At 41.9% G+C, this 20,275-nt stretch carries 17 protein-coding genes and 1 tRNA gene; 13 read left to right on the top strand and 5 right to left on the bottom strand.

Translation table 11 applies throughout. The annotated features are described in order from the left end of the window. Positions 1-10: 10 nt before the first annotated feature. The 8 genes from DOZ58_RS07485 to DOZ58_RS07450 all read left to right on the top strand — a co-directional run bounded on the left by DOZ58_RS07485 (position 11) and on the right by DOZ58_RS07450 (position 11,376). Positions 11-1,732: a GH3 auxin-responsive promoter family protein gene (locus DOZ58_RS07485; RefSeq protein WP_111887743.1), complete on the top strand. Its 1,722-nt coding sequence runs from the start codon at positions 11-13 to the stop codon at positions 1,730-1,732. Further along, positions 1,729-3,405 carry a GH3 auxin-responsive promoter family protein gene (locus tag DOZ58_RS07480; RefSeq protein WP_111887742.1) on the top strand — a complete coding sequence of 559 codons (1,677 nt, stop codon included), beginning with the start codon at positions 1,729-1,731 and terminating at the stop codon, positions 3,403-3,405. Before DOZ58_RS07485 ends, DOZ58_RS07480 begins: the two co-directional genes overlap by 4 nt. Positions 3,406-3,408: 3 nt before the next feature. Beyond that, on the top strand, positions 3,409-5,148 hold the full coding sequence (locus DOZ58_RS07475) for an ABC transporter ATP-binding protein (protein ID WP_111887741.1): 1,740 nt from the start codon (positions 3,409-3,411) through the stop codon (positions 5,146-5,148). Further along, positions 5,145-6,917 (top strand): ABC transporter ATP-binding protein, encoded by a 1,773-nt coding sequence (locus tag DOZ58_RS07470; RefSeq protein ID WP_111887740.1) that lies wholly within the window; start codon positions 5,145-5,147, stop codon positions 6,915-6,917. Before DOZ58_RS07475 ends, DOZ58_RS07470 begins: the two co-directional genes overlap by 4 nt. A gap of 151 nt (positions 6,918-7,068) precedes the next feature. Next, positions 7,069-7,992 (top strand): RimK family alpha-L-glutamate ligase, encoded by a 924-nt coding sequence (locus DOZ58_RS07465; protein ID WP_111887739.1) that lies wholly within the window; start codon positions 7,069-7,071, stop codon positions 7,990-7,992. After that, positions 7,986-8,903 carry a RimK family alpha-L-glutamate ligase gene (locus tag DOZ58_RS07460; protein ID WP_111887738.1) on the top strand — a complete coding sequence of 306 codons (918 nt, stop codon included), beginning with the start codon at positions 7,986-7,988 and terminating at the stop codon, positions 8,901-8,903. Before DOZ58_RS07465 ends, DOZ58_RS07460 begins: the two co-directional genes overlap by 7 nt. Before the next feature lie 232 nt (positions 8,904-9,135). Next, positions 9,136-10,803, top strand: a complete 1,668-nt coding sequence (locus DOZ58_RS07455) for a metallophosphoesterase (protein ID WP_162624465.1) — start codon at positions 9,136-9,138, stop codon at positions 10,801-10,803. Between the two features lie 90 nt (positions 10,804-10,893). Then, positions 10,894-11,376, top strand: a complete 483-nt coding sequence (locus DOZ58_RS07450) for a DNA-deoxyinosine glycosylase (protein ID WP_111887736.1) — start codon at positions 10,894-10,896, stop codon at positions 11,374-11,376. 31 nt (positions 11,377-11,407) lie between these two features. Here the strand turns inward: DOZ58_RS07450 and DOZ58_RS19255 are convergent, their stop codons facing one another. Genes DOZ58_RS19255 through DOZ58_RS07440 form a run of 3 tightly spaced genes read right to left on the bottom strand, consistent with a single transcriptional unit; the run spans position 11,408 to position 13,940 of the window. Continuing rightward, positions 11,408-11,605 carry a hypothetical protein gene (locus tag DOZ58_RS19255; protein WP_371414206.1) on the bottom strand — a complete coding sequence of 66 codons (198 nt, stop codon included), beginning with the start codon at positions 11,603-11,605 and terminating at the stop codon, positions 11,408-11,410. A gap of 43 nt (positions 11,606-11,648) precedes the next feature. Beyond that, on the bottom strand, positions 11,649-12,875 hold the full coding sequence (locus DOZ58_RS07445; RefSeq protein ID WP_111887735.1) for an MFS transporter: 1,227 nt from the start codon (positions 12,873-12,875) through the stop codon (positions 11,649-11,651). Next, complete coding sequence (locus DOZ58_RS07440; protein ID WP_162624464.1) at positions 12,876-13,940, bottom strand: uroporphyrinogen decarboxylase family protein; 1,065 nt, start codon at positions 13,938-13,940, stop codon at positions 12,876-12,878. A 252-nt stretch (positions 13,941-14,192) separates the two neighbouring features. Between DOZ58_RS07440 and DOZ58_RS07435 the strand changes: the two genes are divergently transcribed. Next, on the top strand, positions 14,193-15,722 hold the full coding sequence (locus tag DOZ58_RS07435; protein ID WP_111887733.1) for a CdaR family transcriptional regulator: 1,530 nt from the start codon (positions 14,193-14,195) through the stop codon (positions 15,720-15,722). A 192-nt stretch (positions 15,723-15,914) separates the two neighbouring features. On the opposite strand, the gene DOZ58_RS07430 is transcribed toward DOZ58_RS07435, so the two are convergent. Continuing rightward, positions 15,915-16,337, bottom strand: a complete 423-nt coding sequence (locus DOZ58_RS07430; protein ID WP_111887732.1) for a pyridoxamine 5'-phosphate oxidase family protein — start codon at positions 16,335-16,337, stop codon at positions 15,915-15,917. Between the two features lie 377 nt (positions 16,338-16,714). Here DOZ58_RS07430 and DOZ58_RS07425 point away from each other — a divergent pair, with 377 nt between their 5' ends. From DOZ58_RS07425 to DOZ58_RS07410, 3 genes are all read left to right on the top strand, one after another. After that, the gene (locus tag DOZ58_RS07425) at positions 16,715-17,074 is read left to right on the top strand and encodes a type II toxin-antitoxin system RelE/ParE family toxin (protein WP_111887731.1); all 360 of its coding nucleotides are present in this window, start codon (positions 16,715-16,717) and stop codon (positions 17,072-17,074) included. Between the two features lie 2 nt (positions 17,075-17,076). Next, a complete protein-coding gene (locus tag DOZ58_RS07420; protein WP_111887730.1) occupies positions 17,077-17,409 on the top strand; it encodes a helix-turn-helix domain-containing protein in 333 nt (110 codons plus the stop codon). Positions 17,410-17,821: 412 nt separating this feature from the next. After that, positions 17,822-18,340, top strand: coding sequence for a site-specific integrase (locus DOZ58_RS07410; RefSeq protein ID WP_111887728.1), 519 nt, complete (start codon positions 17,822-17,824; stop codon positions 18,338-18,340). A 203-nt stretch (positions 18,341-18,543) separates the two neighbouring features. Here the strand turns inward: DOZ58_RS07410 and DOZ58_RS07405 are convergent. Continuing rightward, a tRNA-Ala gene (locus DOZ58_RS07405) sits at positions 18,544-18,619 on the bottom strand. A gap of 402 nt (positions 18,620-19,021) precedes the next feature. On the opposite strand from DOZ58_RS07405, the gene DOZ58_RS07400 reads away from it, so the two are divergent. Further along, the gene (locus DOZ58_RS07400) at positions 19,022-20,275 is read left to right on the top strand and encodes a PocR ligand-binding domain-containing protein (protein ID WP_111887727.1); all 1,254 of its coding nucleotides are present in this window, start codon (positions 19,022-19,024) and stop codon (positions 20,273-20,275) included.

Genomic DNA, 20,275 nt, shown 5'->3' with positions numbered 1-20,275 from the left:
GGGTGTGAAAATGGCGGGAAATAGTATGGCGGAAGAGCAGTTTAGGGCCATTTTTGGCGGCAACGATGATAAGAGTATTCCAGAACGTTTAAAGGAAATGCCCAATGAAAAATTAATTAAAAGTTTTTATTTTATCCAAAGTATTCCTGAGGCCACACAAATACGTGTGCTTCAGGATATTTTAAAATCTGCTCAGAATAGTGAGTTTGGCAGAAAAATGGGTTTTTCAGACATTAAAACCGTCGACGACTTTAGAAACAAGGTGCCAATATCGGATTATTCTCAGATTGAAGAAGAGCTGACACCGTTAAAAGCAGGTCAGGGAGACATTTTTTTTGACGGTCCAACAGCCAGTTTTGTTGCTACTAGCGGCTCCACTGGTGTACCTAAACTGATTCCTGAAAGTAAAAATGGGGAATGTGTCAAGGGTTTGGTTTCTCAGATTCGGGCCATCCTTTTATTAATGATGGCCCCGGAAGTAATGGCGCCGGGAAAAAAGGTATTGGCTATTGTTAACCCCTCGGAGTATGGCAAAACCGACGGAGGCATTCCGATTGGCTCCGCTTCTGGCCAGGCGGCCAAGGATATGCCAGTCGAGATGTTAAAAAAAATGGTGCTGCCACCGGCAATGATGATCGCGAAGGGACTGAGTAATGAGACAACCGATTACTTAACGATTCGCTATGCGTTGGCAGAAAAAAATCTGGTTGGTGTTGTTTGTAGCAATATTGCCCACTTTAATGTTTTACTAAAAAAAATGAATGCACAAGCCGACGATTTGCTAGAAGATATCAGAGAGGGTCAGATATCGTCAAAGATTTCCATTGATGCGGTACTGAGGGAAAAATTGGTTTCGGAATTATTGCCAAATCCGGAGCGGGCAGCAGAACTGGAAACAATTCTTAAAAACAAAAAGACCCTGGATGTGGCAATGATCTGGCCCGAGTTTGCGGTTGTGTCCTGCTGGATGTCAGCCAGTGCAGCAAAAATTGTGACCGATATCAAAAAGCACCTCCCTCAGTCGGTCAAATTCCTGGAATGGGGCTACGGCGCCAGTGAAGGAAAGTTTAATATACCAGATAAAGCCCAGGATCCAGCCGGATTACTTGCTCTTTTTGGTTATTTTTTTGAGTTTTTACCAGTCGGAGAAGTAACGAGTCAAACCCTTTTGGCCCACGAATTAAAAAAAGGTGGCTATTACGAACTGATCATTACCTCCTATTCGGGCTTGTACCGCTATAATATGAAAGATATCGTCCGAGTGACGGAGATGAATAATCAGATTCCCAGGCTTGTTTTTGTGTGCAAAGAATCGGAAAAGCTGGAGTTGGATCGCCTGAGTTTAAGGGTCTTTGAAATTGATGGGGCGATTGAGACAATTTCTAATTATTTAAATCAGGAGATCCGTTTTTATCAGATCTTATTGGATCGGGAGAATAAAAAGCTGATCTTTATTCTGGAACCCTATTCAGAGCGGTTTGATAGTGAGGTTTTTAGATTGAACTTGGAGAAACACCTGTTTAAGCTAAAGCCCAGCTATCAGCGATTAAGAGAATCATGCCACTTACGGGGAGTAGAAGTAATAATGGTGAGCGATGGTTACCGTGATTCGTTATTTTCCCGATCAATCATGCCCGGGAAGAATGTAAACCAAACAAAATTAAAAACCATTGTAACGGAATACCCTGATCGTAACAGCATTGCGGGTTGGGCAAAGGAAGGCGAAAAATGATAAAGATGATACCCAAACTGATTTATTCCCTTAATATTAAAAAAGGTTACAAAAAAATTGAGAATTTTGATCGTTTAACCGAAAATGCTCCGGAAATCAATAAACAATTGATGCTTGATATGATCGCTAAAAATGCCGACACCGAGTATGGAAGGCGCTATCACTTTGACCAGATTAAGACCATTGAAGACTATCAGAACACGGTGCCTTTTTCTATTTATGATGATTACGCCCCTTATATCGAACGAATGATAGCCGGAGAAAAGGATCTGTTGACTAAGGATAATATCATCCATTATGCCCTGACTTCCGGTAGTGTTGATAATCCCAAAAAGATCCCGGTTTCGGAACAAACGGTCGATCTTTACCGGGAATATGCCACCCAGTTCAGCTTTGCCATCATTGCCCGGGCATTGGGGAAAAAGTGGAAACGCGGTCGCGGACTAAACCTGATGGAAGTCAAATTTGAAACGCTGTCCAATGGTTTGTTTGCCGGGTCCATTTCAGGGCGGGGTGTTTACAGTATCAAAAACCTTTTGTTTTTGATGTTCACCTCACCTAAAGAAATTGTTTTTCCTACTGAAATAATGGACACCAAGTATGCGCACCTTCGTTTTGCACTGATGGAGCGAAATCTGTCCTATATTGTTTCTGCCTTTATGACTGGTATTTCTGACTTGATGAAATATATGGAAACAAATTGGGAAATGATCGTCGATGACATCGAAAAAGGCACCATCGATCCGGATATAAAAATTCCCGATGAGATCAAAGTTCAGTTATTGACCCAAATAAAGCCGAACCCCAAACGGGCGGCGGAACTGCGAGAAGAATTTAAAAAAGGTTTTGATACCCCCATTATTCCCAGAATCTGGCCCGAACTGGCTTTTGTCCACGCGATTGGTAGTGGAAGTTTTTCAGTCTATACGGATAAAATGCGTCACTATTTGGGGGATATTCCCATTTATTTCAGCGTTTATGCCGCATCAGAGTCAATTATGGCGATTTGTAACGAAATGGAAGCCCAGGAATTTGTCCTGATTCCCGACTCGGCCTTTTATGAATTTATCCCGGTGGATCAGGAAGAAGGGGAACAAACGCTGACTATGGAACAACTGGAAACCGGTAAGGATTATGAGATCGTGTTAACCAACACCTCTGGTTTTTACCGCTATCGGATCAAAGACGTGGTACGCGTGGTGGGCTGGTATAAAAAATGCCCCAAGATCAAATTTGTTTATCGACTCAATCAGATGGTCAGCATAGCTGGCGAAAAGACGACCGAAGAATGCGTTTCCTGGGCAGTTAAGGAATTTGCCAAGGCCACCGACTGCGAGCTGGTGGATTATTCGGTCTATGCCGATGTGGCGGTATCGCCGGGTCGCTATGTTATCTTTATTGAATTAGAAAAACCGCTGGCGAAGGGACAATATGAACAATATCGTCAAATCATGGAAGCGAAGTTAGGGACGGCCAACCCTTCGATTGGCTCCAAGGTCAAAAGTGGAATCTTGAGTCCTTCCGAAATTTCTTTTGTTCAGGAAGAAACCTATGCTCTTTATCGTGATCTGATGATTATGCGGGGGATTTCCGGGAATCAGTTAAAGCCGGTACGGGTGATTGACACGTTGGTCAAAGAGAACTTTTTCTTTGCCTTAGTGGATAAGGAGTAGCCGATGGTCAGTTTACTGTTACGGTATTTAAAAGATTACCGGCTCCAGATGATTCTGGTCTTTGTGTTTGTGCTCAGCCAGGCGGCGGCGCAACTTTATCTGCCTACAATGATGGGGGATATTATTGAAAATGGGGTGGCTCAGGGGGACACGCCTTATATTCTAAAAAGCGGCGCAATGATGCTGGCGGTTTCATTGGTGGCGGCGGTCTGTATGGTGGCATCAAGTTATTATTCAGCCTATGTCACCGCGTCCTTTACCAGTCGAATTCGGGCGGATGTGTTTGACAAGGTCAAGGATTTTTCCCAGACCGACTTCAATCAATTTGGCGCAGCTACTCTGCTGACCCGCTCCACCACCGATGCGACCCAGATGCAAATCGTTGTCATCAATGGGTTACGGTCATTACTACTGGTTCCAATTACCGGTGTTGGCGCTCTGGTGATGGCTTTTCGCGAAAATATTACTCTGACACTGTTGCTATTGGGATCGTTTCTGATCACGACGATTATTATTGGGCTAACTACGGCCCGAAGTATGCCCTTATTTAAGCTGATGCAGCAGAAAGTCGATCGGCTAAATCTTTTGATGAAAGAAAAACTCACCGGAGTCCGGACGATCCGAGCGTTTAACCGTCAGGATTATGAAACCGAGAAATTTGGTCAGGCCAACCAGGAAGGTATGCAAGCGGCTGTTAAAGCAAACTATGCAGTCGCTTTCTTTGCCCCGCTGATGCAACTGATGATGAACCTGACGATGGTGATCATTTTATGGCTAGGAGCCCAGGAGGTTCAGCAGCAAATTGTTACATTGGGTGGTTTGATGGTATTTATTCAATACGTTTTAATGTTTATGTCTGCTCTGGGTCTGGTTTCGGCTTTGCTTATGGCTTATCCCCAGGCGGCTGTTTCGGCGTCACGGGTTAAAGAGGTATTGGATTGCGACTTTTCCATTCAGGATAAAGAAAATCCGGTGATTCTTGAGAACATTGCGGGACGCATTGAATTTAGAGCGGTTTCTTTTGGCTATAGCGGTGCTGAAATAAATGTTCTGGAGCGACTCGATTTTGTTGCTGAACCAGGAAAAATAACCGCAATCGTCGGCGCTACCGGTTCGGGTAAAACCACGCTGGTCAATTTGATTATGCGGCTTTATGAGGTTAGTTCGGGTGCCATTGTAATTGATGGGGTCGATATTAGGGACTTAACCCAGCATGATCTGAGAAGCATTATTGCCTATGCGCCCCAGGAATCGGTGCTTTTTAGTGGAACCGTGTTGGAAAACATCCGGGTCGGCAAGGATCAGGCCACCGAGGCAGAGGTTATCGAAGCCTTATCGATTGCTCAGGCGCTTGACTTTATCAACGAACGGGAAGGCCAAGTGGCCAGCACGATTTCTCAGGGCGGCAAGGATCTCTCCGGAGGGCAGCGACAGCGCCTTAGTATCGCCCGAGCGGCAGTTAAGAAAGCCCCGATCACGATCTTTGATGATTGCTTTTCGGCGTTGGATTTTAAAACTGATTCTTTGGTTCGCAAAGCCATACGCGAAAAATTTGGTGATAAAACGGTGTTAATTGTCGCCCAACGGATCAGCACCATTAAACACGCCGATCAGATTCTGGTGCTGGATAATGGCGCCATTGTCGGTCAGGGTAAACATGAGGACCTGATCCGCGATTGCCGGGTTTATCAGGAAATTCTGAAATCCCAATCCTATAGCGATGGGAAGGAGGAATCACTGTGAAAACCAAAAAAAGAAAATACAGCTTTGGTGCTATTGGTAAGCGGCTGAGTCATTATTTAAAGGATAAAAAACATGTTATCTTTTTTGTGACGGTCGCACTGATTGCCAGTACCATCTTTGCAATTTTCGCACCGGTGGTGACCAAGGATATCACCGATAGCATCGCCGATAGTATTGCTAAAAATACCGATATTGATTTTTTATATATCGGGCAGCAGCTAATCATCCTGGCGGCGCTTTATATCTTAAGCGCCGGGTTTGCCTATTATGCCACCATGCGCACTACCTATTTGTCGCAATTGGCGATTAAGCGATTACGGGCCGATATTCAGGAAAAACTGAATAAACTGACGCTCAATGTCTTGGATCAGAGTGAACGGGGGGATTTGCTTTCCCGGGTCACCAATGATGCGACGACACTTTCGAGTGCACTGCAAAGCAATCTGACCCAGATACTGGTTCAGGCAACCAGTATTATCGGAATTATTGTGATGATGCTGGTGCTGAATGTGTCGTTGAGTCTGATCTTCTTTGTGGCGATTCCACTTTCTTATTTTGTCATGAAACTGATTACCAAAAAAACCCAGGTCCTTTTCAGACGACAGCAAAAAGAACTGGGTGCTTTGAATGGGCTGATTGAAGAGGTCTATGATGGTCATTTAATTGTCAAATCGTTTAATCATGAAGCAAAGTCAGCCGAAAAATTTGATGCGATCAATCAGCGGTTCTTTAAATCTTACCTGAGTTCCCGGTTTTATTCGGGATTGAGTTCACCCTTAATGAAGCTAATCAATAACCTGGCCTACATTGGTATCTGTGTGGTAGGCGGTATTTTTGTTATTACTGGAACGATGACCATTGGGACAATTCAGGCTTTTCTGATCTATGCCAATAATATTGCCAGCCCCACGGCTCTCATCTCTAATAATTTGAACTTTATTCAGGCCGGTGCAGCGGCTGCTGAGCGGATCTTTGAATTTCTGGATCGGGAAGAGGAACAGCTAGATCGAAGTACCGAAGTTCTTGATGTAGCCACTGCAAAAGGTCAAATTGAATTTAAAAATGTCGCGTTTGGCTATGTTCCCGAGCGGATTCTCTTTCATGATGTTTCGCTAACAGCAGAGCCTGGCGAAATTCTCGCAGTAGTGGGCCCCAGTGGTGCTGGTAAGACCACCCTGGTTAATTTGTTGATGCGTTTTTATGAGATTAATCAGGGCAGTATTTTGTTAGAAGGTCTCAATGTTAAGGCTCTTACTCGGCCGAACCTGCGCAGTGCTTTTGGCATGGTGCTCCAGGATACCTGGCTGTTTGATGGTACCATTGAAGAAAATATTGCTTATGGCAAAAGCGGGGCAACCCGGGACGATGTTATCGCGGCGGCAAAAAAAGCGCAGTGTGACGAATTTATTAGAAAACTGCCGCTGGGCTATGAGACCCGAATCGGCGGTGATTTTACCACCCTATCCGAGGGGGAATGCCAGCTTCTGGCCATTGCCCGAACGATTATTGCTGATCCCAAGGTATTAATTCTGGATGAGGCGACCTCGTCAGTGGATACCCGAACAGAAATTTTGATCACCCAGGCCATGGAAGCGATGATGAAGGGACGAACCACCTTTATCATCGCCCATCGGCTCTTTACGATCAAAAACGCCGATAAGATTATTTTTATGAAAGAAGGCGATATTAAAGAGGTCGGCAGTCATACCGAACTGATGAAGATGGGTGGTTTATACGCCAATTTATATTTAAGTGCATCAGATAATTAAAATTTCTGATAGATAAGTGGAATTACATATTTAACAAGGGGCGATCCGTGATGATCAAGGGGTCAGACCTTTGCCCGCACACTGCACAATTGCCAGTTCAATTTGCAAGAGACTTAAATTTAACGTAGATAGATAAAATTAGGAGGTTAGAATGAAAGGTTGGTTATTAAGAAATCCCGGAAAAATGGAAGATCCTTCAATTGTGAAAATTATGAAGGTGGTGGAAGAGTTACATGTTGACCTAACGGTGGTTGATCCGCTACAGATCCATGTGGTCTGTGACCATGACTTTGACGGAAAACTTTATGTCGGGGACGAAATCATGGCGGTACCGGATTATGTGGTGGCAGCCTTCTTTACTGAAAAAAACTACCATACCTCGGCAGCATTGCGAATGCTGGAATCATTGGGCGTACTCTGCATCAATTCGTATGATGCGATCAAAAATGTCGATGATAAGCTGCTGACCTTTCAGTTGGTGGCCGAGTCCATTGAAGCGGTTTGTTTTCCTAAAACCCTGCTGGTTACGGAATATACTGAAGCATCCTTTGTCAGTAAACTGTTTGATTATCCCGTGGTGATGAAGGTCATGCATGGCAGTAAGGGCAAAGGGGTGGTGCTGGTTAACAATGAAAAAGAACTGGATAACCTGATCAGTATGAGTACCGCCAGCGAAATCGGCGATGAAATTATTATTCAGGAGTGTATCAAAGCCTCCTCCGGTCGCGATCTACGGATGATTTTGGCCAACGGTAAGTTTGTCAAATCATTTATCCGTCAGAATGAACAGAGCTTTCGTTCCAATCTCGCCAAGGGCGGTCATATCGTCGAATATACTCCACCGGCTGCGGTGATTGAGGCCGCTGAAAGGGTTGCCCAGCTGCTTAAAATCAATATGGGCAGCGTCGATTTTCTCTTTGGCGAAAATGATACCTTCTATTTATGTGAAGCCAATGCCATGCCGGGAGTGGCCTTTGACATCAAAGTGATGTTTGCGGATTTAATGAAGCAGGTAAAAAACAGACCGGAACCGCTCTGGAAAAAACGCTTGCGAGAAGGTGAAAAAACATGCTAGGTTGGTTATTGGTTAATCATGAAACGCTGGCGGAACCGTCGATCCAGACGATTATTGCGCTGATTGAAAAGATGGGGGTCAATATCAGAACCGTGGATGTCAGTGAGGTTCAGGTGATGTGCGAACCGGGCGACAGTCTGCATTGTTTCATCGGCGGCGAAGCGGTAGAGGTGCCGGACTTTTCGCTGTCAGCCTTTTTCGGCGGCAATAACTATCATAGCAAGGCTGTTGTCAAAATGCTGGAATCCCTTAATGTACTTTGTGTCAATAGCTCTGAAAGTCTGAACAATACCGCTGACAAGCTGTTAACCTTTCAAAAACTGGGCGCCGCTGAGCAGGGCTTTTTATTCCCTAAAACGGTGCTGATGACCCCGAAAACAAAGCCGTCCTTTATTGCCAGTGAGCTGGGATTACCCTGTGTGGTTAAGGTGATGCACGGCAGCAAGGGCAAAGGCGTGGTTCTGATTAAGACCGAAAAAGAACTGGAAAACATTCTGGATCTTTATGCGGCCATGAATTTTGATGATCACATCCTGATTCAGGAGTGTATCGCCGCCTCAAAAGGGCGGGATATGCGGATTATGCTAAGCGGTGGAAAATTCTCAACCGCCTATATCCGCGACAATGGCGACAACTTTAAATCCAACCTTTCTCAGGGCGGTGATCTGCAATTTATTACCCCACCGGCTGAGGTGATTAACATCGCAGAACGAGCTGCCGCTGTGCTGGATATCTACTTTGGCAGTATCGATTTTCTCTTTGGTGAAAACGACACTTATTACATCTGTGAAGCCAACTCGATGACCGGGCTGACCTACTCTAAGGATGCCCTCAGTAATACCAAGAGCAATCCTTTATTGCTGACGCTTAAGAATATTATGGCAGAAGCGCAGAAGCGCAAGCAAAAATGATGTGGAAATAGCGATATAAGTTGCATTAGGTATTATAACAAGAGGTCGATCCGTGATGGTCAAGGGGTCTAGACTCTCGCCCGTACACTGAGCAATTGTCAGTTTAATTTATCTTTATAGAAGTAGTCGGTGGAGCCCTTGGGTTAGTTCTGACAATTTTTCAAAAGAATCATATGATTGATCAGTTTCGTCAAAATCAAATCCACAATAAATTTATAGAGGAGTTATGATTATGAAAACCACAAAGTATTTCAGCCTGGCGTGTTTAAAGATCGCCAATTCTATTTTGGGCGCCTACACAGCAATTTCGGATGGTGTAAAAGAGATGACCATCGAGTCCAATGTGTTAATGTCAGACGAGATAGATAACCCACCGGTAAATGACAAGATTCAAACCATTTTGCTTAAATTTAGCGATGAACTGGATCCATCTACCATCGCTGATGCGGTGAAGCTGTATCGCATCGATAGCACCGGAAATCCGGTGGAAGAAATCTGTGCGGTAAAAATCGATCTCAATGATCCCCAAACCATCCGAATTAATAATAAAGATATTACCCGTTTTGCCCAGGGGGAAGAGTATCAGCTGGTGATAAAAAGCACCCTGGGTTCTAAGACCAAAGCATCGCTGGGGTGCGATTATGTCGGCTATTTCGTCACCAATATTGATTTTGATTTATCCGGCAACCCGGAGTTAAACGAAGAACGAACCCAAATTATTATTGCCAGCGATTTTCATCTGGGTGTTGATTCAGCCTTTGCCGAGCTGGAAAAAAATAAACAGGCGCTGGTGGATTTCTTGGGCCAGGTCAAAAATTCGCCTAATGTCAAAGAACTGGTCATCGGCGGCGACTTACTGGACGAATGGTTTTTACCGATGGATTATCAGATGCCGGATTCCAAAGCAGCTTTCTTTGATCAGGTGGCGGCCAACAACCAGGCCATCGTTGACGGCTTTAATGCCATTATCAAAGCCGGCGAAATCAAGGTGACCTATGTTCCTGGGAACCATGATTTATTGCTGACTGAGGCCGATGTGGCTCGAATCTTTCCGGGCATCAGTCAGGCCCGAGCAGAACTCCAGGGTCTAGGTACCTACGTTACCGGTTCCAATTCAGAAATTGTTATTGAGCATGGCCACAAGTACAATTTTTTCTGTACCCCTGACCCGCTTTCAAACCGAGCGATCACAAACGATAATACCACTATTTTGCCGCCGGGTTATTTCTTTACCCGTATTGCCACCACCTGTGTAGTTGAGGGCCATCCCCAGTCAGACAATGTCTTCCCGGAAATGATTCCCAACAAAGAAGACCCCAGTCAATTTAATGCCTATTTGTACTATGAAACCTGGAAAGCGATTTTATCGGTGTTGCCAGTCAAAGAAAGCTTTGAGGACAAGGTGTTAAAAACTAATATTGATGGATTTACAGAAAATTATTCCATTAATGACTGTATTCCTCAACAAGATAAAGAAACAGGAGTGATTAGCGGCGTGCTTTATCACAACATTCAGGATACCTGGGAGGAGCGTCAGACCATCAATGGAATAAAGGCAAAAATCCCTGTCAGAGATGCGATTACCCAGGCAGCAGTCCCTGCCTTTACCGATTTTCAGGCTCAAACTCAGTTTTTTGATTTAGACTCGTCTAAACGGATTGTGGTGTTCGGCCATACCCATGTGGCCGATGTTATCCCCATGACCAACCGCGACCATCAAAAAAACATTTATGCCAACAGCGGCACCTGGATTGATAATGCTCAGGGTTACCCGACTCGGACCTTTGTGGTGATTACACCGCCCAAAGGCAGTTCAGCCATTGAAACCGTCAATCTGTATCAGTATTCGCCGGATCAGACCATTTCCCAATGGACCGAGGCGCAGGCAATCCGAATTTAAGCATAAAAACTCCCGTGAATCTGCAACAAATTCACGGGAGTTTTATGATGCGGTCTTGATGATGTTATAAGAGATGAAGAGGGAGAAAAAATGCCAATAACCCATACTTTTGAACCAGTCTATGATAAAAAATCAAAAATCCTGATCCTTGGGACATTTCCGTCGGTAAAGTCCCGAGCAAGGGATTTTTACTACCAGCACCCCCAAAATAGATTCTGGAAAGTGATCAGTGCTCTGGTGGGCTGGTCAACCCCTGACACCATTGAAGATCAAAAGACCCTGCTGCTAGAAAACCAAATTGCTGTCTGGGATGTGATTTATTCCTGCGATATCATTGGCTCAAGTGACAGCTCCATTAAAAATGTGGTGCCCAATGATATGGGGTTACTATTAAATAAGACTGACATCAAAACTATTTTTGCCAACGGCGGCAAAGCTTATGAATTATACAACCGATACTGTTTTGAGGCGACTAAGAAGGCTATTGTCAAGCTACCATCCACCAGTCCCGCCAATGCCAGCTATTCTTTGGAAAAACTGGTGGATTGCTGGGGTGAAGCATTGAACTTATAAATTTGCGTGTTAATTGCGCGATGTTTATTCGTTAAAGAAGAATATGGCCGATATTCTCCAAGTCAACCGTTACATCTGCATCGTGAAATTCGATTTCATACAATATGAGATGTTCACCGACTTGTTCAATCATTATTGCATAATCGGGTACTTTTTTAATGAATTCTGAGCTTAAGTCATAGATCGTATACTTGCTTTTTTTAACGACGCCATGTGAGAGCCATCTCAGTTTCCGTAGTTAAAAATTGGGATGGCTTTGATTATCAGTGATTTTAGTATTGCATTTCAACAGCTTCTTTTCTATTTTTAACGGTTAACAAAATCGATAACACTGCTCCGACCGAAGAAATTCCCGCTAAGACCGGTAAAATACCGACGATATCCGTGCCGAGAAGACCTTTTAAATAGTTTGCTACAAAATTCGAAAGAAAAACTGCGATACCACTGGCGGCACTCACCGCACCGATTGCGGTAGCGACAAAGCTTGGCGGAACAATGATTGTTGCCCGAACATAATAGAACGAATAGGCATTTCCCCAGGCGGCACCAAGAAGTGTACAGCAAATCGCGGTAACAATAAAGCTAGTTGAGATAAACAGGGCAAAGAATCCAACGGCAAAGATAATGTAGGTAGGGATGATTGTTGCACGATGCAGCTTCCCGAAAATCAAGCCAAACATAAGACCGATAACGCCCGAGCCAATTGTTCCTAGTGAGCCCAATGTTCCTGAGATTGCTTCATTCCCAATACCCGTTGCGGCAACATACAAAGCAATTTGATAGACAATAATGTAATAAACGATGCCGAGTGAAAAGAAAGCAGCCAGAAGTGGAACAAATTTTTTAACCCAGGTTTTATCAACGGCAACATTTGTTTCAATACTTCCGATGTTTCCATCACTTACATTAACAGCAATCAGCTTTTCTGCTTTAGCAAGATTCGGAACAAATAAAATGACCAGAACTAAAATCGGGGCGGCAACCCAATAGGTGCTATAAGCATTTTGCCATGATGTCACGGCCAGTAAACCGGCGATAAAACTTAAAATCGCTCCAATCGCAGCCATGGCAGAATTGTACCATCCCATAACGGTACCTCTTTTATTTTCATCAAGATAAACTTCGGCTACAATTGCAAGAGATGCTGAGCTTGTAAATCCCCAAGAAATACCACCTGAGATCATTCTAAGAATCAGAACATACCAGACATTATCAAAGGTGGCGCCAAGAATTGATGACACTGTAAACATACCAAAACCAAAGACTAACAGTGCTTTTTTATTGTACTTGTCGGCTAAGCGTCCACCTAGAATACAAAAGAATACTCCAAGTAGTGATGGACCAGTGACAATTAATGTTACGAGTGTGACGTTGTCAAATGTTTCAAACAAGCCACCGACAGCCGGAATAATTGCAAAATCGGCCATGGTACAGACGTTTGTTAAAAATATCGCCAGCAAAAATAAGAACGTTCTGGATTTTGACAATGAAATATTCATTTAGTTTACCTCTTTCTCAAAATATTGTCTTGAAATACGATAAAGTTCTTCATTTGATTTTTTTTCAATATCCAAATCCTCAGAAAATGGCCAGGCAATAAATTTACCAAATTTTCCCTGCTCTGTGATCCGTTTTGATAGTATTTCACGCATAATTTCTTCATCCTGACCCACATCAAAGGCACTGAAGGTTCCAATTTTTCCTTGATATCGGTCAACGACCGCAGTGATATTATTAGCCGTATCCTGGCCTTCCCAGGAATCAAATCCACAGTCAATGTATGCATCTAATAGGTTTTCTACATGGCCGCAGGAATGATAATTCACATATAATCCCATTTTATGTGCGGCATCCACCAGTTTTTTTGAGTGGGGAGCAATCACATCTCGAAAGGTTTTTTCAGACATAAAGGAATTTATCTGTGTTCCCATATCATCATGATAGGTGATGATGTCGGCATGATAGTATTTTTTTGCAATGCTCATCAACTTTATATGAAAATCAGTAAATTTGTCGAAAAGAGCAACAACTTCTTCCGGTTCTTCCAGCAAATAACAAAAGGTATCTTCAAAGCTTGTTAAATCAGCCAATCGTTCAAAACATCCGTTAACGATTACAAAAAGCGATGCTTTATCTGGATCAACATAAGGTTTGAAGTTCGCTTCATAATCGGCCGCCCAGTCAATAGCATCTAAATCTGGCCAGATCAGTTCTTCTTTCCAGTTGCAAATATCGGATAAACGCCTGGTTCCTGGCTTAACCATGGCGGCACCAGACAATTCTTCATATTTCCACTCAATCCCAAACCAATCAAGGCCGCCTTTGTTTCTGGCTTTTGCATCGGGCATTACTTCTGGCTGAATGAAGTTAAAATCACAGTTGAGATTAGGTGTCCAAAAGGGCCTTTTTCCTGCATACATTCGCAGAACATTTTCCCGAGGGGTAATGGGCGCATTGAATTTGGGCACCGGGTAATCTAAAAAACCATATCCGTATGCCTGAACAACCTGCTCACAGACCGAATCGGTAACCAATTCTGCTTCGTTGAACTTGAATTTTTTCATCGTTTCCTCCAATAACATTTTTTTCATACACAAAGTATAGATTTTTGATACATGTAATTTAGGACCATTGATATGAATTTTGACAATTTAGTAAATAGTGCTAAAATAATAAGGAATCACGTGTCTGATGTTGTGTATAAAGGGATTTTATCATAAATATCAGGGTTTCGTAATTCTTCAAACTATATAGAATTAAGATAATAATTTATATATAATATATAAATTGTGAAACAATTTTTAAGGAGTTGGAGCATGAAATTAAATTTATATGTGATTGCAGATCATTTAAAGGGATTTTCATTTGAATCCCAGTTTGCTGATCCGATCATGAAAGGGAGCTTAAAAGGAGTTTTGCTATTTTACTCTGGTATGGATTTGAAAACGGATCAACTGTATTTATCATATGCCAGCGATCTTCCAGAACCGCAGAGTGTGGAGGCTCATTATAACATTGTCTGTATTGGCAAACCTCCAGAAGCTTACTTAAAAAACACGGTTAACCTTCTTTATTTAAATTCGGACACTTCACTGAACGGTCTCTTTAATGCGATTGAAATGATTTTTCAAAAATTTGCCCAATGGGAAGAGACCCTTCAATCCATCTTTTATCAGAAGAAAAGCATTAAAGCATTATGTGAGGCTAGTCTTTGTGTTTTCGAGAATCCGATTTCCGTCTATACTTCGGATTTAAGGCTCGTTTGCTATGCCGAAAAAGAAAAACCGGATCAGCTCATGCTCTTTAATACGTCGGACACTGAAAAATACATGAGTATTGATGAAGTCAACGCGCTAAAAATCGACTCTGAGTTTATAGAAACCATCAAATCCTATGAGCCCACCATTTTTCCTAAAGATGCCTTTGGATATCGGATTCTGCTTGATAATCTTCGTATTCAAGATATCTATGTGGCTCGGATCTGTATTAGCGAAACGGATCAACCGATTAAAAAAAGTGATCTTTTCCTGATCCGAACACTCTCTTTTTATAGTGAATTATGTTTGCGTCATCATGATAATGAGCAATATAACAATCATCCTCAAAACTTTGATCACCTTTTATTTGAACTATTATCAAATCGTGAGGTTGAAGTCAAGTTATTGCATAAATATTTGGACTACTATCACTGGTCTGGCAAAGACTCATTTTTCTGCTGCCAATTACCCATTTCAAGTTATGAAAAATCTGTTCTGACTGCCAATGCTCTATCGTTTCAACTTTCTACTAATATTAAGGAGAGTTGCGTTATCCAATTCGAAAACGCCATTGTGTTGTTGATTAATTTGACCCGATCATCTAAAACCAGAAATCAACACCTCGGAAACCTAGCGTATTTTATTCGGGAAGGGATTATCAAAGCGGGCGTCAGTGAAGTTTTTCATGAGTTCTCTAAACTGGGCTTCTATTATCAACAGGCAAAAATTGCGTATCAAATGGGCAGTGTTTATGATGAAACCCTTTGGTGCTATCGCTATGAGAATTATGCGCTGCGTTTTTTGATTGATCGGGCATCGGAAGGTTATCATCCAGAGGTGCTCTGTATTCCTGGTCTTTTATGGTTGCGTGAATATGATCTGAAGCGAAGCCGGAATTATTGCGAGGTTTTGAAGGTTTATCTGGAAAATAATATGAATATTGCAAAAACGATTCGAGTCTTATATCTTCAGAGAGGAACTTTTTTGTATCAGCTCAAACGAATTACCGAAATCTCCGGTTTGGATTTAGCAGATTATCAAACGAGACTCCATCTGATGCTGTCCTTTGAGATTTTGGAGAAATTTTGAAATAATCGAAAAGCCAGCCCAGAAACCAGGCAATACGTAAGGCAGACTCAATAGTGTTGGTATAAATATGAATTTATTGTTCTTAGTGATTGAAGGACTCAGAACGAATAGAATAGTGTTTGAAGAGACTCTTAGAAAAAAACTCAGCACAACAATATCATTTTTATCGGAGAGTCCCTCACCCCGGTGGTCTTAAAGAAGAATATGGCCGATATTCTCCAAGTCAACTGTCGTATCTGCCTCGTGAAATTCGATTTTATACAATACGAGATGTTCACCGACTTGTTCAATCGTTATTGCATAATCGGGTACTTTTTTAATGAATTCCGCACTCAAGTCGTAAAGAGTACGGCTACTTTTTTTGACCCGTCCATGTTTGACCCGCACATGGGCATTCCCCTCATGGGGGATTGTTGTAAATGCGATAGATGTATTCTTAACTAATTCACCAACCTTTTGATTATCGCCAAAGGTAGAAAAATAGATAATCCCCTTCGAATCATCCTGGCAACAAAAATTTACAATTCTAACATTTGGTGCTCCATCAATACAGGTTGCTAAAGCAATTTCCACCTGTTCTGCCATTATCCTGTCATATTCCTTTACAAAATCCATTTCAATACCTCCACGTGTTATTATCCAAAATCAGTTCCTGGAGGCATAAATAAAGACCACCTGGAAGAGGAGCAAGACCCCCAATAGATCGGCTGAAAATCCAGCACATCTTTATAGGCCTGTAAGAAGAGGTTCAATCAAAGACCTCTTCTTTTTAATTTTCTGGATCGTGTCGTAAATGTCGCAAATTAATTTGTAACCCCTGTTATATATGTTGTAAATGTTATAAACTTATGGAATTAATGGAAATAATTCACATACATCCTATTTATGCGGTTCTTAGAACCTCTTCTATTTTGTGAGATAATGGAAAAAATTAAAACAGATTGCCATATTATAACAAATATGTTATAATTTAATCAAATAAAGAGGTTGATATGTTTAAAGTAATATTTTATAAAGATTTAAAAGGCAATGAGCCTGTAAGGGAATATCTCACCAGTTTAAAGGCCAAATCCAGCACCAGTAAGCAAGATCGTATCAAATTTACAAAAATCACTACCTATATGCGATCATTACAAGAATATGGTACCCGGATTGGTAACCCAACCGTTAAGCACATTGATGGTGACATCTGGGAGCTAAGACCTTTAGCAGACCGGATATTTTTCTTTTACTGGAAAGATAATACTTTTGTTTTGCTACACTATTTCCATAAGAAAACGCAGAAAACCCCGCAGAAAGAAATTGACAAAGCAATAAAAAACATGAAAGATTTTAATGAAAGGATGTGTTAAAAATGAGTATTAAAATAGGCAATGAAGAATTTACAGAGTTCAGCGACCTTTATAATGACCCTGATTTTATGAGCGATTCAGAAAGGGCAGAGGTCGAATTTGAGGTAGCCCTTATTGGTAAACTAATTGAAGCACGTGAAGCGAGCGGTTTTTCTCAACAAAAGCTTGCTGATCTAACAGGTCTAAAGCAACCGGCCATTGCACGCCTTGAGAATCTCAAATCGATCCCGAAGATTGACACCCTGTTTAAACTGCTTGATCCATTGGGTTATACACTGGCCATCGTTCCAAAAGAAAAGAAAGCGCCAATAAATGAGTCGATACATAGAACTTAACGGCGTTGTTGAACTGCCTGATAATGTGGATCATGACCAATTTTTGGATGAATTCATTGATTTCCTTGAAAGTAAAGGACTGGCAAGATCGGCGTAAAATCGCGCCGGTGTTCCTTGCCACAATTGGAAAGCAAGATTGGTTCACGTTTTTTCGGGAGCCAATTACCCTGGTACTTTTGAATATTTTTGAGCAAAAGTCTTTTTCTGATTTTTCAGATAAAGTAATCGCCTAATTTGGTGGCAAAAAACTTTTCCACAATCCGCATAGTTGGAAGAGGTAACCCTATTCAATGACTGATAAATCCAGAACTATTATTTCAAGGGAGGGGGGTCACGCATGCGACCTGCGTGTTATAAGAAAGTTGACCGCCGGTACGTTGTTATAAAAAAATATAAAAAATTAAGATAGGGATTGGAACCCATAAAATATAAGCTGGCTCTTAATCTTCTAATATTCAGTGGTTTACGGCGTGGGGAGATCGGCGGCCTGAAATGGTCGGACATTGATTTCGATGATAAGATTATCACAGTGAAGAGGGCTTTAAAATACATTGCCGGTGTGGGGCTGTTTGAAGGGGAAACCAAAACATTTAAATCCAGAAGAAGTATTAAGCTGCCTGATTTCGTCTTTGATTTATTTAAGGCCTATAAGGTCTGGCAAGTGGAAGAGCGCCTTAAGGTGGGGGATCGGTGGCAAGATCATGATTTTATTTTTACCCGGTGGAACGGGGAACCCATGAGCCTGGACACCATCGGCGGTTATTTGAAGAAATTCACAGACAGGCATGGGCTAAAGCCAGTGCATCTGCATTCACTGCGGCATACAAACGCTTCGATACTGATTGCCAGTGGTGTGGATCTCAAAACGGTATCTTCATGGCTGGGACATTCTAATTTATCCATAACCGGCACGTTATGCCCATGTGATTAATTCGGCCGATGCAAAAGCAAGCGATGCACTGGATCATATTCTAGTCACAAAAGCCCGTAAAGCTCAATAACGTTTTGTGATTGAGCTTTAGTTTTTCTTGTAACGGTCTCCAAATTGTCCCCAAGGTAGAGGTTTTTTGACCTCTTCTGCCCCTGGGACATAAAAAAAAGAGAACCTCATCGGCTCTCTTGCTCAATTCTTATTGGTGGAGATGAGGGGACTCGAACCCCTGGCCTTCTGACTGCCAGTCAGACGCGATCCCAACTTCGCCACACCCCCAGATGATACTGCTTTCAGGACACTTTTACAGTATAATTGAGGTGTCTTTTTTTTGCAAGTGTTTTTTTAAAAAGTTCAGACAAATTCTCGGTTTTTTAAAAAAATTGAGATAAAATGATTGGAAAAGTACTGATTATTTGGTTGAGAATACAAAAAATCGGATTTCTTACAGGTAACCGATAAAATTCGGAATTGTTCAAATTGTCGCAGTCAAGAAAATACCTGATTTATCTAAAACACCAATAAACTTAAAAATTCGCAGCAATATAATACTGATGCAAAGCAAAATAATATAAAGTGGTAAAAAAAATGCCAAAAATTTCCTGTTTGTGTTATAATATTACTCAAATGGGAATCGAAACAAATGAGAATTATGGGATTATTGACTAAAGGGGTTGTTATATGAGAGTCTTACTAAAGATTACTGACATTATTGACGTAGAGGTACTGCAAAGAATTCAGGATTCTTTTTCAGATGCCACTGGGCTTGCTGCGGTTACTGTTGATTACAAAGGCAATCCGATTACGGAATACAGTAATTTTTCAGAATACTGTACCTGCGTCAGAAAAGAAAGTAGCAATCGGGATTGTTGCTTTCAGTCAGATGCCCACGGCGGGATTGAGTCAGCCCGATCTGGGAAACCATCGATTTACATTTGTCATGGGGGATTGGTCGACCTTGCCGTTCCGATCATGGTCAAAGGTAATTATCTTGGCGCTATTATGGCCGGCCAGGTAAAAATAGATGAAGAAGAAATGAAACGGTTGCCTTTTGGGACAAGTCATGAACTGACCGATTTTTCAAAGAATCCTGAAATAATGGATCTATATGACAAAACACTAAAAACAACATTAACACAGGTAAGATCGGCAGCAGATTTGCTTTATACCATTGCCAATTATCTGGTAGAAAAACAGATGATTCATATTATTCAGGAGGAATTGCATAATAAGAACCTGGAATTAATGGAAGAGGTTAAACTGCGAAGTGAAGTCGAGGCTTCGTTAAAAGAAGCTGATTTAAAAGCTTTACAGGCTCAAATTAATCCACACTTTCTGTTTAATGTTTTAAATACCATTGGCCGGTTGGCACTTTTGGAAGGGGCAGATAAAACTCAGGAAATGATTTATGCGTTTTCGGATATGATGCGTTACACCCTGAAAAAAGAAAAGAACAATGTGGTAACGCTAAAAGAAGAAATGGAACATGTGCAAAATTATTTATCGATCCAGAAGATGCGTCTGGGCAATCGATTAAATTATCTGGTGGAAGTGGATGAGATGGCTGAAGATATCTTATGTCCGTTTATGACCATCAAGCCTTTTGTCGAAAATGCCATTATTCATGCCATTGAACCGAATGCAAGAGGTGGTGAAGTCAGAATAACCGCTGATATTCTAAAAGAAATTGCCATTCTCAAAATTGTCGATGACGGCAAGGGTATTCCTGATGATCGCATCCATAAAATTTTGGATGGTACCTATGAAGCGGACGGACGGGAAAAGAATACCGGAATTGGAATTAATAACGCAAACAAGCGGCTTATGTATTACTACGGCGTTGATTATGGGGTTGAAATAAAAAGTGAGCTTGAAAAGGGCACTGAAATTACGATTAAAATACCCCGTAAATCTCTAGCTGGGAGGGGATTATAA

Source organism: Acetobacterium sp. KB-1 (assembly GCF_003260995.1).
GTDB lineage: Bacteria > Bacillota > Clostridia > Eubacteriales > Eubacteriaceae > Acetobacterium > Acetobacterium carbinolicum.
The sequence above is the reverse complement of the archived record's forward strand: the minus strand, read 5'-3'. Positions and strand labels throughout refer to the sequence as shown.

Excerpts from the sequence above, each read along its gene's own strand:
- DOZ58_RS07485 (WP_111887743.1), top strand. The coding sequence starts at position 11 with ATGGCGGGAAATAGTATGGCGGAAGAGCAGTTTAGGGCCATTTTTGGC.
- DOZ58_RS07480 (WP_111887742.1), top strand. The coding sequence starts at position 1,729 with ATGATAAAGATGATACCCAAACTGATTTATTCCCTTAATATTAAAAAA.
- DOZ58_RS07475 (WP_111887741.1), top strand. The coding sequence starts at position 3,409 with ATGGTCAGTTTACTGTTACGGTATTTAAAAGATTACCGGCTCCAGATG.
- DOZ58_RS07465 (WP_111887739.1), top strand. The coding sequence starts at position 7,069 with ATGAAAGGTTGGTTATTAAGAAATCCCGGAAAAATGGAAGATCCTTCA.
- DOZ58_RS07460 (WP_111887738.1), top strand. The coding sequence starts at position 7,986 with ATGCTAGGTTGGTTATTGGTTAATCATGAAACGCTGGCGGAACCGTCG.
- DOZ58_RS07455 (WP_162624465.1), top strand. The coding sequence starts at position 9,136 with ATGAAAACCACAAAGTATTTCAGCCTGGCGTGTTTAAAGATCGCCAAT.
- DOZ58_RS07450 (WP_111887736.1), top strand. The coding sequence starts at position 10,894 with ATGCCAATAACCCATACTTTTGAACCAGTCTATGATAAAAAATCAAAA.
- DOZ58_RS07445 (WP_111887735.1), bottom strand. The coding sequence starts at position 12,875 with ATGAATATTTCATTGTCAAAATCCAGAACGTTCTTATTTTTGCTGGCG.
- DOZ58_RS07440 (WP_162624464.1), bottom strand. The coding sequence starts at position 13,940 with ATGAAAAAATTCAAGTTCAACGAAGCAGAATTGGTTACCGATTCGGTC.
- DOZ58_RS07435 (WP_111887733.1), top strand. The coding sequence starts at position 14,193 with ATGAAATTAAATTTATATGTGATTGCAGATCATTTAAAGGGATTTTCA.
- DOZ58_RS07430 (WP_111887732.1), bottom strand. The coding sequence starts at position 16,337 with ATGGATTTTGTAAAGGAATATGACAGGATAATGGCAGAACAGGTGGAA.
- DOZ58_RS07425 (WP_111887731.1), top strand. The coding sequence starts at position 16,715 with ATGTTTAAAGTAATATTTTATAAAGATTTAAAAGGCAATGAGCCTGTA.
- DOZ58_RS07420 (WP_111887730.1), top strand. The coding sequence starts at position 17,077 with ATGAGTATTAAAATAGGCAATGAAGAATTTACAGAGTTCAGCGACCTT.
- DOZ58_RS07400 (WP_111887727.1), top strand. The coding sequence starts at position 19,022 with ATGAGAGTCTTACTAAAGATTACTGACATTATTGACGTAGAGGTACTG.